Annotated in this window: 12 protein-coding genes; 6 read left to right on the forward strand and 6 right to left on the reverse strand. The window is 47.8% G+C overall.

Annotated elements, in window-relative coordinates:
* Positions 1 to 74: 74 nt before the first annotated feature.
* Positions 75 to 908: a PEP-CTERM sorting domain-containing protein gene (locus JIN82_RS14810; protein WP_234042071.1), complete on the reverse strand. Its 834-nt coding sequence runs from the start codon at positions 906 to 908 to the stop codon at positions 75 to 77.
* Between the two features lie 291 nt (positions 909 to 1,199).
* Between JIN82_RS14810 and JIN82_RS14815 the strand changes: the two genes are divergently transcribed.
* A complete protein-coding gene (locus JIN82_RS14815) occupies positions 1,200 to 1,466 on the forward strand; it encodes a hypothetical protein (RefSeq protein ID WP_200312445.1) in 267 nt (88 codons plus the stop codon).
* Positions 1,467 to 1,953: 487 nt separating this feature from the next.
* Here JIN82_RS14815 and JIN82_RS14820 read toward each other — a convergent pair whose 3' ends face one another.
* Together JIN82_RS14820 and JIN82_RS14825 are read right to left on the reverse strand one after the other, a co-directional pair.
* Positions 1,954 to 3,246: a Gfo/Idh/MocA family oxidoreductase gene (locus tag JIN82_RS14820; protein WP_200312446.1), complete on the reverse strand. Its 1,293-nt coding sequence runs from the start codon at positions 3,244 to 3,246 to the stop codon at positions 1,954 to 1,956.
* Positions 3,247 to 3,272: 26 nt separating this feature from the next.
* Complete coding sequence (locus JIN82_RS14825; protein ID WP_234042072.1) at positions 3,273 to 3,890, reverse strand: 3-keto-disaccharide hydrolase; 618 nt, start codon at positions 3,888 to 3,890, stop codon at positions 3,273 to 3,275.
* A 670-nt stretch (positions 3,891 to 4,560) separates the two neighbouring features.
* Here JIN82_RS14825 and JIN82_RS14830 point away from each other — a divergent pair.
* From JIN82_RS14830 to JIN82_RS14845, 4 genes are all read left to right on the forward strand, one after another.
* Positions 4,561 to 5,085, forward strand: a complete 525-nt coding sequence (locus tag JIN82_RS14830) for a hypothetical protein (RefSeq protein ID WP_200312448.1) — start codon at positions 4,561 to 4,563, stop codon at positions 5,083 to 5,085.
* 33 nt (positions 5,086 to 5,118) lie between these two features.
* A complete protein-coding gene (locus tag JIN82_RS14835) occupies positions 5,119 to 6,441 on the forward strand; it encodes a Gfo/Idh/MocA family oxidoreductase (RefSeq protein ID WP_200312449.1) in 1,323 nt (440 codons plus the stop codon).
* A gap of 124 nt (positions 6,442 to 6,565) precedes the next feature.
* On the forward strand, positions 6,566 to 8,104 hold the full coding sequence (locus JIN82_RS14840) for a flippase activity-associated protein Agl23 (RefSeq protein ID WP_200312450.1): 1,539 nt from the start codon (positions 6,566 to 6,568) through the stop codon (positions 8,102 to 8,104).
* A 13-nt stretch (positions 8,105 to 8,117) separates the two neighbouring features.
* Positions 8,118 to 8,963: an FAD:protein FMN transferase gene (locus JIN82_RS14845; protein WP_200312451.1), complete on the forward strand. Its 846-nt coding sequence runs from the start codon at positions 8,118 to 8,120 to the stop codon at positions 8,961 to 8,963.
* Between the two features lie 72 nt (positions 8,964 to 9,035).
* Here JIN82_RS14845 and JIN82_RS14850 read toward each other — a convergent pair whose 3' ends face one another.
* The 3 genes from JIN82_RS14850 to rseP all read right to left on the reverse strand — a co-directional run bounded on the left by JIN82_RS14850 (position 9,036) and on the right by rseP (position 13,895).
* Positions 9,036 to 9,755: a hypothetical protein gene (locus JIN82_RS14850; protein WP_234042073.1), complete on the reverse strand. Its 720-nt coding sequence runs from the start codon at positions 9,753 to 9,755 to the stop codon at positions 9,036 to 9,038.
* A gap of 255 nt (positions 9,756 to 10,010) precedes the next feature.
* A complete protein-coding gene (gene fusA / locus JIN82_RS14855) occupies positions 10,011 to 12,095 on the reverse strand; it encodes an elongation factor G (RefSeq protein ID WP_200312452.1) in 2,085 nt (694 codons plus the stop codon).
* Between the two features lie 357 nt (positions 12,096 to 12,452).
* Positions 12,453 to 13,895, reverse strand: coding sequence for an RIP metalloprotease RseP (gene rseP, locus JIN82_RS14860; RefSeq protein WP_200312453.1), 1,443 nt, complete (start codon positions 13,893 to 13,895; stop codon positions 12,453 to 12,455).
* A 223-nt stretch (positions 13,896 to 14,118) separates the two neighbouring features.
* On the opposite strand from rseP, the gene JIN82_RS14865 reads away from it, so the two are divergent.
* Entirely contained in the window at positions 14,119 to 15,258 is a 1,140-nt protein-coding gene (locus JIN82_RS14865; protein ID WP_200312454.1) for a glycoside hydrolase family 88/105 protein, read from the forward strand.
* The last annotated feature ends 84 nt before the right edge of the window (positions 15,259 to 15,342 follow it).

Raw genomic sequence — 15,342 nt, forward strand, 5'->3', positions numbered from 1 at the left:
ATACCCCCACTCGCTGGGCCAATCGTTGCCATTGCTAGAAAATACATAAGCGGCTAGAGACCAGCTAGAGCTTGTTATTTTCTGCGGCGCATGATGAATGCAAAACCAGCCAGTCCTAGCAGACTAACTGAACTTGGCTCGGGGATTGTGGTCACGTTGAAACTTAGCGCATTGGCATAAAATTTGAACTGCATACTTCCGCCAGCGCTATTTTCACTATTCGTATCGTCATCAATATTTGCTCCATCCGCTCTCCAGCCATAGATGCGGAAGGTATAGGTGCTCGGTGTGCCAGTATCGATGTCGATACTGTCAAAGCTTGTGCCGAGGTCTAGTACGATTGCAGCATCTGCAACTGGCTCTGCGCTGTTAGCATTATACCCCGTTACAGATCCTAACGAATCACCAACCGATGGTGTACCTGTAAACTCTGATCCAGCCTGAGCAAAGAAACCTAGCGCCCCAACAGAACGTCTTACTGAGCGAATACCATCAATGCTAATCCCCTCGACAGAGCTAACAGAGGCATCAAATTCTACTGTAATATCGATGTAGTTCCCATAAGTAATGGCTGTACTCAAATCCGCCGGTGTAGAGATATCAGACGTTCTACCTCCACTACTAAAATCCCAAGTATGCACCCCGTTATCAAAGTTGCCTGGGTTAAGCGCAGGCGTCTCAGCACCGACTTCAGTAGTATTGCCAGCAACAGTGCCCTCATTCACTGAGTAGGAATAGCTATTCACAGATGATGGTAGACTTGTGGAGCCATCACCGTTCAACCCGATGCTAACAGAGGCAGCCATGCTCGGCAACGCAGCTATTGTTAATGATGTTAATATTACAGAGATTTCTTTCATGTCGATTAGGTGTTTTTTGCCGCCCTGTGTGACAGACGGACGTTCCATTTAGGTTTAGTAAACGAAATCCATCTGACAAGTTATTATCACCTATGAAAAATTACATCGGTTTAGCTGGAGCTTGTTTTTCCATTGAGCCCACAAGACTTATGCCGATGAACAGGCGTTTAAACGTGTGGCGTAAAAAATCTCTCAGCTATTACCAGGGCGGCTATCATGCGCCACATCGTTCATCCTCTTACAGTCAGCCAGTCAATCCATAACATACAGGGAGACGCAATGCCTGATAGATTCCTCAATTGCGCTTGTAAACGAAGTTTCAATTCGTAAATTTATTTTATGACACGTCACCTCAATAACAGCTGGCGCAGGCTAGTGAAGTTAGCAGCAACATTGGCGCTGCTCAGCGGCCTTGTTTCTTGTGATGAATTTCTCAGCCTTCATAATGACACATCAGGTGAGACCTCAGATTCCTATAAAGCCAAACCAGGAATGGTTAGCGAGATCAACCAAGCGGATTTGAACTACCTAGTGAAAAATGATGACCGCATCATCATACTCAATTTTTACAGCACCTCAGACAGGACTTGTTATAAAAACAGGTGAGGCGTTTTAGTTCAAGTGGTTCCCGTGCTGGAGCCCATAGCTAGTCAATATCCTAACTCCACCATTGTTGTCAGAGCCAATGCTCACACAGAGAGAAGCTGGTTCAAATCACTAGGGCTATCGTCAACACCGTCAACAGTCATTTACCATCGTGGGAAAATACATCGCAGAATAGTAGGCACTCCAGATAAATCAGACTTTGATAAAATGATCAGCCAGCTAGAACCCAAAAGGTCTAAGCTCACAAAGAACCATGGCAACTCACAACATTCAACCATCCACCGCCCCGAAAAAGTGCAGATTGAGGCCCTCGGCGATGACTGGTTGCCTCCTGGTGTCAGTTTAAAATAACTCTCTAACTTCAGTCAGCAGTCTATCTCAACGAAGCCATCTGAGATCAAAAAAAGCGTCGGCCCGTTTGGACCGACGCTAGTAATCATTAGGTTTGGCTGAAGAGAATAACTAGTTCTCTTTGTTAGCCAGATGACTAGATATTGATCTGATACTTATCACGCGCTGGCTGATCTATCAATGCGTTAGCTTCTTCCTGTGCAAAGCGGAAGGTCTCAGGATTGAAATCGAGGTTTTGGTTAATGCGATGCGCAATGATACCAAAGTTGACCAGTGTTGATGAATAGTAGCCATTTTGCTCGTTGAGGCAGAATTTCTTACGCTCACGAACACATTCATGGAAATCAGTTTCCTGAGGAGCAGGCTCAGGCAGCCCCTTGAGTTTCTCGATTAGATTAGGGATATCACTCTTGAAGCCTTTCATGATTTTACCCTTAGGTCCTTCAATGAAGGCAGCGTCCTTATCTTTATCTTCGCCATCGAGGATAATCTTAGTTCCATCAGCGTAGGTATATTCAATTCTACGCCACTCACCAATAGCATCAGAGTCTTGTGGGTCGGCGTCGATTTCTACACTAATTGGCAGCTCATCGTCCTTACCTAAGATATATTGTACTGGATCTAAATAGTGCTGCCCCATGTCACCGAGACCACCACCATCATAATCCCAGTAACCGCGGAATGTGGCATGGGTACGGTGTTTGTTGTACGGCTTAGCAGGTGCAGGCCCTAACCATGTCTCGTAATCGAAGTGATCTGGAACTGGCTGTGTTGGTAAGTTAGTTTTCCCTACCCACATAAATTTCCAGTCAAATCCTGTAGATTTACTGATGGTGACTTTGTATGGCCCCTCACCGAGCACTTGATTATCCACTGCTTTTTTGACTAGGGATACCGGCTGTTTCAGTCCGTAGAAGTTACTTCTAAAGCGGAACCATGTATTGAGACGGAAGATACGCTCATACTTCTGCACAGCATCAATCATGAGTTGACCTTCAGCGATAGTACGGCTCATTGGTTTTTCACACCAGATGTCTTTGCCAGCTTTAGCAGCTTCAACAGTCATCAATGCATGCCAGTGTGGCGGAGTGGCAATATGAACGATATCAAGGTCATCGCGGTTGATGAGCTCTTTATAATCGTGGTATGGAGTCACGCCGTTTTCTTTGCCCTTAACGGTCTGCATGCGCTTAGCGAGATGTTTTTGGTCAACATCACAAATCGCAATCAACTTACCAGGTGTCTTAATATGATTACTAAAGATCATGCCGCAGCCGATAATACCTTTAGTTAGGGTATTACTCGGTGCTAGAGGACCACCCAAAATATGACTTGGGACAATTTGGATGCCAGCCCATGCGGCGGCACCTTTGAGGAACTGGCGGCGTCCAGTTGTTAGTGACTTAGATAGATCTGAATTGTCTTTCATGTGAATATGTTTCTATTGGAGATTCTTTATTTAGAGGTAGCTGGAAGCTCTTCAACATTGAGGTTGCGGAATTCAACTGGGTCACTGTGACCACAGATAACAATGTGTCCGCTGCGACGCTTCACACCTTTATGCTCTGGGTGCTTTGCTGCAAGCTCGTCCAAGTTAGCACGGTTGATCAACTTGCCATTTAGAATGATGAACATGTGCGGACCTGAAACAATGATAGTCTGTTTATTCCATTCACCTACTGGCTTAAGGAAACCCTGCTCAGCTGCCTGAAGTTTGTAGATAGCTCCGTGATGTTGGATAGGGTCGATATCCTTGTAAGATGCGTCTGAGCTGTCGAGAACTTGAATCTCCATCGCTTCGTAGGCAGCATCACCGTCACCTGTAGAATGGATGCCAATACCACTGTTGCCAGCTGGTGGAACTTTGAATTCAAAATCAAAGATGAAGTTTTCGTATTGTTTTTCGGTGTATAGATTGCAGGCGCCTTCTTTCTTGTCAGAGGTACAGACGATCTTGCCATCAATGACTTCATGGCCGACACCCTTCCAGCCAGTTAGATCTTTACCGTTAAAAATTGGTTCCGCTTGGAGGCTAGCAGAAATCATCAGGCCAACTAGTGCAATGTGTTTCATTATTTTCATATTATGCTTTATATTACGTGGCAGCTCACTCAATTCAACCAGCACTAAATGGCCCTATTTTTTAACAATAGTGATCTAAAACTCAACTCGCCAATTGAAAGTAATTTCCATGCTCAAACGAGGCTTCGTCCCCTTAGGCTTAGCTAAAGCGAAAGTTTAATTTTGTGATGCCATAGCAATTCATTAGCTAATGAGAAACTAAATCGGTAACACCTCTAATTATAGAAGGACAGGTATTTTAGTCGATTGGCCAATTTGATTGCAGATGTAGTATATTTACATTCATCATTATTTCATGGTTAATAACATACCTCTAATTCCCCCGTCATCTTTCAGATAATAAAGTGAATTCAGGCACCTTTGAGGCCTTATTACACCTGCAAGAAGAAATACTTCAGCTGCGTATAATAGAGTCCATGCGATTGATTTAGCGGAAGCTGAGCAGCCAATTGATGCTTCATGCTAATGTGCTAAATGGCAAATCAGCCCACATAATAGCTTCTCACATCATCTCAAAAAATAACCGCTTAAGAAAAAAAATTTCATTTGCGATAGCGAATTTCACATAATCAACTTGATCCATCAGACCAATACCAATAACAGAGCATCAAAGAAGATCGAGATTAGAAATTCCAGCGGATTGCCACCTTTAATATTTATTATGAATAGTACCAATAATGAACCTAGACCATCACTGCAAGATACAGGATCAGCCATACTGCTACGCCTCTGGCTATCGGTTAGGGCGATTCAGACTGGCATAGAAAAATACGCTGGCTCAGATGTCGGCCGCCAGCCAATAAAAGTTGATGGCAATGTCTACAGTTCAGATCTTACAGCAGTCACATCTAGCAATAAAGCTTACGCCTTAGACAACTACCACGGCATCCCTAGCTCACTGCAATCAGCCTTTGCCAAAGAGCCCTTAATGGCTGACTGGATGCTTAAAATTTACGATGCCATTCTAGGCCCATCACTCATCATCCTCGGTATGTTAATTCTCTTAGGCGTAGCTAGCAGAATTAGCTTGATTGCATTAGGCCTTCTCTACATCAGCCTAACATGGGGATTGGTACTCCTCAAACAAGATGCTGGTATTGCCTGGTTAGGCATCCACATCATCCTCGTGGTGATGGCTCTGCAGAAAACCCAACATGACCCATTCCGCCTACTAAAGAAATGGTAATCCAGCCGACTAACAAACTCAACAATACAAGTCATGAACAGGCGTAATTTCTTAGCAAAAAGTGGCGTTCTAGCAGGAGCTGGAATGGTCATGGGCCTACCTGGTTTAGCTAGTGTAGCTACTTCAGCTAACAACAAGATCAACGTAGCTCTTATAGGCGTAGGCAAACAAGGCAGAGTGCTCTTCGAGGCAATGGCCAATATTCCGGGGCTACACTTCCAAGCAGTCTGCGACATTTGGGACTATAACCGCCGTGGCGGAGCTTCAAAAGTTAGAGCTCTACAAGGACATGTACCAAACCAATACAGCGACATTGATGATATGCTAGCCAAAGAAAAAGGGCTAGATGCAGCCATCATCGCCACCCCTGATTTTTGGCATTCTCCACACACCGTGAAGTGCCTCGATGCTGGGCTCCACGTCTATTGTGAGAAAATGATGGCTGAGTCTATCGAAAGTGCCAGACTCATGGTTCACGCAATGGACCGCAGTGGCAAGCTCTGCCAGATTGGCCATCAGCGCCGCAGCAATCCACGTTACACCTTCACCTTAGATCATCTGATCAATGATAAAAAAATCTGTGGCACCATCGTTAATATCAACGGCCAATGGAACCGTGCGGTGGCATCATCACAGGACCTTCAGTACAAAAAGAGCCTAGCGATTGACCCTAAGATTCTCGAACAGTACGGCTACAAGGACATGCACGCCTTTATGAATTGGCGATATTATCGAGATCTATCAGGCGGACCTATCTCTGACTTAGGCGCCCACCAGATAGATGTCTACAATTGGTTCCTAGGATGCCAGCCAAAGAGCGTTTTTGCCTCTGGCGGCAATGATTATTTCAAATCGCGTGAGCACTATGACAACGTCATGGCGATCTTTGAATACGATACACCTCAAGGAGCTGTACGCGCATTCTACCAAGTACTAACAACAACCAGTTCCGGAGGTGGTTATTTTGAAAGTTTCATGGGCACTGAAGGGACGGTGAAAATTGCCGAGCTCGCAAGTAACAGTGCCATCTACAGAGAGAGTACCGCTCCATCGTGGGACGATCTAGTGAAGAAAGGTTACCTCAAACGAAAATCATCTCCTGTGCAGCAAAAAGCAGCTGGAGGAATCTCATCCTACGAGTCGGCTGCAGCGGAGGAATACATGCTTCCGGGCGAGCTAACAAAGCCGCCACATCAACCACACTTGGAGAATTTTTTTGCTGCCATCCGCGGTGAGGCAAAGTTAAACTGCGACGCCAGACACGCATTTGAAAGTGAAGCGCCTATCTACTGGGTGAACCCTTCAGCTGAGACTAAGTCACCTATCATTTTCACCGAAGATCACTTGAAAATATAAACCGTCACCCCAAACTCTAAGCCATCAGTACCAACCCGCTCTGCGGTCAGCCAGCTGGACTACCAGCTGTGATAGTTAGGGTTTTATAAGGCAGCCAAATTAACCTCTGGCCCAGCTATCATTCATGAGCCGCGCGCAAAAAATCATTAGCCTAATCACCCTCGTCGTGATTGGGCTGGCTGGATCCTATCTAAGATTCAGTGAGCTCAGCGAGCGGCCAATGCATGCAGATGAGGCTACCGGTGCGCGCCTTACCTCATTTCGGCTCAATTCTGATCAACCCTACCAGTTTAACCCGGAGCACTTCCACGGGCCGCTGCTCACCCTAACGGCAGCTATCTCGTGCAAACTAGCTGGAGAAAACGAGTGGTCTGAAATGAGCAAGTTTCCGCTCAGGGCCAGCTGCGCGATATTTGGTTCGGCCCTGCTCTTTCTCCCGCTACTTTTATACTCACGCTTTGGCTTCAGTGTGGCTATCTTATCAGCCTCTTTATTAGCCACCTCTCCGCTGTTAGTTTATTTCAGCCGGATGTTCACTCACGAGATCCAGCTGACATTTTTTGGTCTGCTCTGTGTGATTTTACTCATCCAGCTGACGCCGCAGCGAAAACTGAGCTATTACATGCTGATTGGGCTCACGCTTGGATTTATGTTTGCCGCCAAAGAGACCTTTGCGATCAGCGTGATTGCTTGGTTTGCTAGCTGGGTATTACTCAAACTACCCGAAATCCGCAGCTGCAAATTTGGCCAGCTAGAGCAAAAAATACGCCCCTATCGGGCTCCGCTAGCTAGCTGTGTCGGCGCGTTTCTTGTCGTTTGGCTAGTCATCTACTCAAATGGCTTCAGCCAGCCAGCTGGACTATGGGACAGTCTGAAGACATACTTTGTCTATCAAATAGAAGATGGTCACGACAAAGCTTTTGGCTACTACTTCGACATGTTAGTCATCCCGGAGAAAAGGGCCATCTGGTGGCACGAGTTGCCCATTTTTCTGCTCGCATTAGTCGGCTTTGCCCGCAGCTTCACAGCTATTTCCCATGCCCGCGTCATTCGCTTTCTCGGCTACTCCGCGTTCATTCACCTACTTATTTACAGCCTGATAGATTACAAAACCCCATGGCTGATGTGCCTGCCTTGGGCTCATTTCTGTCTGCTAGCAGGCTTCAGTATTTCTGGCTTCTCGCAGTGGTCTCGCACATTGAAGCTAAGCTCTATCACCATCATCGCGGTGGCACTAAGCATCCAGCTGCGCACCTCACAGCAGGCCTCAAAGCGCTTTCATTCTGATGAAAGAAACCCATACGCATACACAGCCAGCAACCGCAACATGGAGTCATTAGAAGTTTGGTTAGGCACGCTAAATAACGAACTTCCAGCTGGTTCTTTATCACCCATGCAGGTCATTGGAGAAAATTACTGGCCGCTACCGTGGTACCTCAGGCATCAGCCAATGGTCACCTATACCCAGCAACCGACAAGTCTACCAGACAGCTCAGTGCCAGTGTTATTTGTCATGCCGGTCCATTTCGAGCTTTATTCAGAGATGCTCAGCCATAGCCATGTTCCATTTGTCCGCTCCTTACGCAATCAACAACCGATGATGATGTATCTGCGCAGAGACCTGTGGGATAAATGGATGGAGAATTGGCCAATGAATCACTAAGGTCACAGCGAAGATGCAATCTATCGACTCACCCATTCCTCACTTTCTCATCCGCCACGAAGCGATGATGACCGAGTTCTCGCTGAGAATTCTCACGGATGACATCAAGTTAGCGCAGTCATTAGAAACCGAATGCATTGAGCGCATCGATGAATTAGAAAGAAAGCTGAGCCGCTACCATGAGGGCGGAGAAATCTACCAGATCAACCGCCTGCAAGCTGGCCAGACATTGCGTTTAAGCGAAGAGTGTTACGATTGTTTGCTGCTGGCGATGGAGGCTAGCGTGGATACCGCTGGCTTATTTGACATCACGCTGGGCAGACAGATTGAGCATCTCAAAAGTGAGCTCAGTGGTGATAGCCCAGCTATCACCGGCCAGCTAGCTCTGAGTCCAGATCAACATGCCATTGACTGCCTCTCAGCTGGTCGTGTGCTCGACCTTGGTGGCATTGGCAAAGGTTTTACTCTGGATCAGATTCGCTTAATTTTGCAAAGCTGGGAGATCAAAGGTGGTCTGCTCTCAGCTGGCGCGAGTACTCATCTCGCGTTTGGCTGCGCCAGCTGGCCTATCAACCTAACGGGTGAGCATCACTCACGCACTCTGCAGCTGGAAAATGCATCGCTGAGTGCCTCGGGCGACGAAGTGCAAGGTGGCCATATTCTCCACCCACAGCTTGCTGAGGTGCCCGCCCAGCACAAACGGATCTGGAGCCAGTGCGAGCTGGCTAGCCACGCTGATGCGTGGTCGACGGCGCTGTTCCTCACTCCTGAAGAAATGATAGGTGACTCGGTAAAGAGCTCGCAGTTTTTGCAAAAGGTCTATGTCGAAAACCAAGTCGAAATCACTGCCGTCAGCTAACTGAGTAAGGCAAAAAAAATCACCTGGCTAGCAGGTGATTTTTTAAAATTGGATTTTATTGTTAGCTGGAGATTACTTACTCAGTCCGTGAACTTCTAGCTCGATGTAGTGGTTCATTTCGTTAGCGGTGTTGCCATTGCTATAACAGCGGATGTAGCGGGCTTCTGTGCCTTTGCCGTCTACTAACAAGCCGTAGTGAGATTCCATATAAGCACTGTCGTGCCCTTTGCCTAACTGCGAGCTGTTATCGTAGTCGTTATTAAATAATGTGGTGACGCCTGATTTAAACTCAGGATCATTAGATGCCTGAATAATCACATCATGATAGACACGCTCCTGGCTATGGAAGTGCCAGAGAACAAGCGCGTAGATTTCAGCTGATTGCTCTAGGTCTACCTGTACCCACTGGGTGCCAGGCATGAGCTCTACAAAGTATCCTTCACCAGACTCTTTATCGCCATCTGTGAGATAGCTGAGCTCACCAATGATAGGGTCTGAATCACTGGAGGTGACTGGTTTTCCAGCTGATAGAATGACGCTGTCTTCTGGTACTAAGAATTCAGGAAATGACATCAGGATAGGGAGATCTAGATCCATCGTTCCTGGAGCTGGTGTGCCCTCAATCATTGGATCTGGTAGATCCACCTGCAACTGGATGCCGCCGAGGTAGCCGGAGCCTAGGCCAGATGATCCGCTAGTCGTTTCACCTGAGTCGCTGGTTCCTTTGTCGCATGAGGTAAGACCGAGGCAAGTTAAGGCGATGGCCGCTGTGGTGATAGCTGAAAGTTTCATTGTTATAAAATTTGATAGATATTGTTAGCTCCGCTTGCAACTGGCGATATCCTATGCCTGTCCATGCTGGGGTAAGCGAATTTGACGTACAATAAATACAGAATAATGTGTCCATTTCTTAAGTAAATTTAATTTTTTACACATAAATGACCATTTTCTAACCCACGATTCTAGCTGGCAGGATGAGCAGATAAAAAAAGCGCCGGCTCCCATTGGGAACCGGCGCTTGGAAATATTAGATCTAGCTAGAGAGAATTACTTCTTCTCTTCGAGGGCCTTAGCGATCACTTCGTCAGCCACGTTCTTAGGACATGGTGCGTAGTGAGAGAACTCCATGGAGAACTGACCACGACCTGAAGTCATGGTACGAAGGTCACCGATGTAACCGAACATCTCTGAGAGAGCTGCTTCTGCTTTGATGCGAACACCAGTAGAGGCTGCTTCTTGAGCTTTGATCATGCCACGGCGGCGGTTAAGGTCACCGATAACGTCACCCATGTGATCTTCTGGAGTGAAGACGTCGAGCTTCATCACTGGCTCAAGGAGCTGTGCACCAGCCTTAGGTACTGACTGACGGTAAGCTGCTTTAGAAGCGATTTCGAAGGCGATTGCTGAGGAGTCAACTGCGTGGAATCCACCGTCCTTGAGAGTCACTTTCATGCCTGTCATTGGGAAGCCAGCGAGAACACCTTTTTCCATGGACATTTTGAAGCCTTTTTCAACAGCTGGCCAGTATTCACGAGGAACGTTACCACCAACAACTTTTGATTCGAACTCGAAGTTGTTTTCTGCATCTTCTGGAAGCGGCTCGATGGTGTAGTCGATCTTAGCGAACTGACCTGAACCACCAGACTGCTTCTTGTGAGTGTAGCTATCTTCGAGCACCTTAGTGATGGACTCACGGTAGGCAACCTGTGGCTGACCTACTTCAACTTCCACACCGTGTGTACGCTTGAGGATGTCTACTTTAATGTCGAGGTGAAGCTCACCCATTCCCTTAAGGATGGTTTCGCCAGAATCTTCGTCAGTTTCAACGTAGAATGATGGATCTTCAGCAACCATTTTGCCGATAGCAACACCGAGTTTCTCAGCGTTTGCTTTGTCCTTAGGAGCAACAGCGATTGAGATCACTGGCTCAGGGAATACCATAGGCTCGAGAGTAGCAGGCTTCTTAGGATCACAGAGTGTGTGACCAGTCTGAGTGTTCTTCAGACCAACGAGAGCAACGATATCACCAGCACGTGCTTGGTCGAGCTCAGTACGGTCGTTAGCGTGCATTTCCACGATACGTCCAACACGCTCAGTTTTACCTGTGAAGCTGTTGAGAACGGTGTCACCTTTGTTGATTACACCTGAGTAGATACGTGTGAATGTCAGTGCGCCGAACTTGTCGTCCATGATCTTGAACGCCAGTGAGCGAAGTGGGCCGTCTGCAGTAACTGTAGCAAACTCACCAGTTTCGTTACCTTCAGCGTCAACTTCTGGCTGAGCAGGAACTTCTGTTGGGCTTGGCAGGTAGTCAACAACAGCGTCGAGCAGAAGCTGAACACCTTTGTTTTTGAATGCAGTACCACAGTAAGTAGGGAAGAAGTCGAGGTTGATTGTACCCTTACGGATGCAGCGCTTGATGTCTTCCATGCTTGGCTCTTCACCTTCGAGGTAAGCCATCATGAGTTCATCGTCTTGCTCAACAGCAGTTTCGATGAGCTGTGAACGGTAGAGTTCAACATCTTCAACCATGTCAGCTGGGATGTCTTCGATGGTGTAGTTTTCTGGCTGGCCTGAGTCATCCCAGATCCATGCCTTACGAGTAAGCAGGTCACAGAGACCTACGAAGTCGCTTTCGATACCGATTGGCAGAACCATCACCAGTGGAGTCGCGCCGAGCACGTTCTTCACTTGGTCTACCACTTTGTAGAAATCACCACCAACACGGTCGAGTTTGTTTACGTAAATGATACGTGAAACAGCAGATTCGTTTGCGTAGCGCCAGTTAGTCTCTGACTGAGGCTCAACACCACCAGAAGCACAGAATACGCCTACACCACCGTCGAGAACTTTGAGCGAACGGTAAACTTCAACAGTGAAGTCAACGTGGCCCGGAGTATCAATGATGTTGAAGCGGTGCTCTTTCCAGTAACATGTAGTCGCTGCTGATTGAATAGTAATACCACGCTCAGCTTCCTGCTCCATGAAGTCAGTTGTTGACTCACCGTCGTGAACCTCACCGATTTTGTGAATTTTGCCGGTAAGCGCCAAGATACGCTCAGTTGTGGTGGTTTTACCCGCATCCACGTGAGCGAAGATACCAATGTTACGATACTTGGAAAGATCTGTCATTTTTCTTTGATTTTGGTTGTAGCGACCTAGCGCCGTTGCGCATCTAGCTACGGCAATTCGCAAAATTAGCAATACCGCAGAGCAAAAAATTTTGCCGCGCGACGCGCTAATGCGCGAAAATCCGCAAAAAAAACAGAAAAAAATGTAAAAATCGCACCTTTGCGATCACTTTTCCAATAATCACTAGCCGGATGAAAACACTCAATTATTTCACTCGCTAGCTAGCTAGAAGAAATTTCCCTTACAGCCAGCTAGTATTTTCATGCTGCGGGCCGATAATGTGCTCATTTTGAGCTGCCAGCTGGCGAAAATCACTCACCAGCTAGCTAAGATTTCTAAACCATCAATGATGGTGAATTACTCACTCACCGCAGCAGGCTGAGCAGAGGCAGCTGGATCGGCAAATTTGACCGGCAGTTGTTTTTCAGCTTTCTGTCCTGGGATGAAGCTACCGATGTCTTTGCTGGTGACGTAGATGAAGAGAGAAAAGAGAACCGCCACAAAGCTCATCTGGATGACTTCCAGCACTTTGATGTTCACCGGCTTGCCAGCGATTTTTTCTAAAATGGCCAGGGTGATGTGGCCACCGTCGAGCACTGGGAATGGCATCATGTTGAGCACGGCGAGGTTAACGTTGAAGATCACCGTGAACCAGAGTGCCAGACGCCAGCCTTCTTGAGATTTGAACATCTCGAAGTAGCTTTTGCCAATGCCGATAGGGCCAGCGAGGTGCTGCACGCCAATGTCGGACTTAGAGGAAGTCACCGCCTGTAGCGTGCGCTTCATCATGCCCATGCTGTCAGAAATGGACTCCATTGGTGTTGGGTAAACAATCTCACCATTGTAAAAGTCTAAATCAGGAGACCACCGAATTCCTAATTCAGGCTTAGCCTTCGATGGTTGAGTAGGCTTGATTGGAACTAGAGACAATTCTAATGTTTCATCACCTCTTAGTACTTCCAGCCGTATCAGCTCTGCTGTTTCAGCCAAGGCGACTAGCTGACTGGAAGACCAAAGCTTTTCTCCATTCATACTCACTACCACGTCGCCCACTTTAACACCAGCCACTTGCGCTGGGCTATTTTCAAGCACAAGGCCTACAATTGATTTTTCCGCTGGCCTATACCCAATTTGACGTGTTGCCTTTCTTTCCCAAAACCTTGTATCAGGAATCTTGAAGCCCATGCGTAAGTCAATGGGATTTTCCTCACCGGGACGTTCCACTGTAATGCGAATGGTATCACCTTCACTCAGCATGACATTCTCGCGAATACCAGTATCGATGCGGCCACCAAAACAATCCACCGGATTGCCATTCACCGCGATGATGTTGTCACCCGGCTTGAGGCCAGCTTCTGCAGCTGGTTTTCCTGGCAGCACGTAGCCTACAGTCGTCGATGTCAGCACGTTAGCTGGCTTGCCTACCTGCCAGACACCAAAGGCGACCAGCAAAGCGAGCAGCATGCTGAAAAGCGGGCCGGCAAAGGCAACGATGATTTTATCCGTAGCTGAAATCGGAGGTAGCGGTTCGTCTGAGCTGTTGGAGCCTTCGATCGCCTCCATTGGCGCCATCTGCGGTAGGGCGACAAATCCGCCAGCTGGAATCGATCCCAGCCCCCATTGCACGCCGCCGATTGTCTTGCTCCAGATCGGCTTGCCAAACCAAATTTGGAATCGCTCGATCTTGAGCCCACGCCATTTCGCCGCCCAGTAATGACCGAGCTCGTGGACAAAAATGATGATATTGAAAACCAAGATGACACCCACAATGATGCCGAGGTTGATGAGTAAATTAACCATATATTGTTTTGCTTCGTGGCAATGTAGTCAGCTATCCCGAGTTGGCAAGAAGAGATCATGCTGACGAGCTCTTAGTCCATCAGCAGGAAACCATCACGCAAGCACAAGCACCTGTTTGTTTCAAATCTGACGCAGATCGGCCAATTTGCCAATTCTGCCGAAATTAATTTCTGACAGCCGCAGTATTTTTAGTTATTCCTCTATTCCATAACAGATAGATAACATGCTAAAACCAATTTTAACTCACCTCATCACCGCTGGCATTGCCACTCTGGGCCTGCACGCCGCTGAGCCAGCCACTGCCGAAAGCACTCTAGCCGCCATGAACAAAGTGGCTAACAAGCAGCTCGATGATTTTCAGAAAAAATGTAAAGCCGACTGGATCAACGCCACAGCCTTTGCCGGTCTAGCTGAGCTCTACCACCTCACTGAAGATCCAGAGCAAGGCAAGAAGCTCATTGAGATTGGGGAGAAGAATAATTGGGACTTTGAGCACGGGCTGAAACGCCAACCCTACCACGCCGACCACCTCGCCCACGGGCAATTTGACCTCGCCATGTACGCGCATTTCAAAAAACCAGAAATGCTAGCGACGATCAAAAAGCGCATCGACCACGTGGTCGACAATCCATCCAGCTGCGGCCTCACCCACGACAAAAAAGCCAACAAAGAACGCTGGAACTGGTGCGATGCCCTTTTCATGGCGCCGCCAGTGCTCACCCGCATGTACGTCACCACAGGCGATAGCAAATACCTCGACTTCCTCGATAAAGAATTCTGGGCCACCTGGGATTACCTCTACCGCCCAGAGTACAAACTCATCTACCGCGACGACCGCTACTTCGAGCAGAAATCCAAAAATGGCAAAGACGTCTTCTGGGGACGCGGCGACGGCTGGGTGCACGGTGGCCTCGCCCGCGTCATCGAGCTCTATCCAGCTGACCGTCCAGCTAAGGAAAAATACATCAAAGCCTTCCAAGACCTCTCCGCTGGCATCCTCGCGGTGCGCAACCCAGATGGTTTGTGGTCAGCTAGCTTGCTAGATCCAGAAGACGTCACCGGCAACGAGATGAGCGCCACCGCGTTTTTCTGCTACGGCTTCGCCTGGGGAGTCAACCACGGCTACCTCGATAAAGAAACCTACTGGCCAGTAGCGCTGGAAACATGGAACCGCATGCAGGAATACGTCACCGATGACGGCCGCTACATCGGTGTGCAGCAAGTTGGTGATAAACCTGTCGACTTCAAAGCCAATACATCCAAACCATACGGCACCGGTGCCTTCCTGCTAGCTGGCTCAGAAATCTATCAAGGACTCAGCGGCAAGAAACTCGATAAAAACAAAATCTACGCCGGTAAATAATTTTTCCCCGTCCCCATAACATACGGCTGGCCCTTGCCGTCCTAACAAGGGCCAGTTCATTTTTTTCCGCCAGCTGGAAAACCT

Origin of the sequence: Persicirhabdus sediminis, assembly GCF_016595495.1 — a bacterium.
In the GTDB taxonomy this organism is placed as follows: domain Bacteria; phylum Verrucomicrobiota; class Verrucomicrobiia; order Verrucomicrobiales; family Akkermansiaceae; genus Persicirhabdus; species Persicirhabdus sediminis.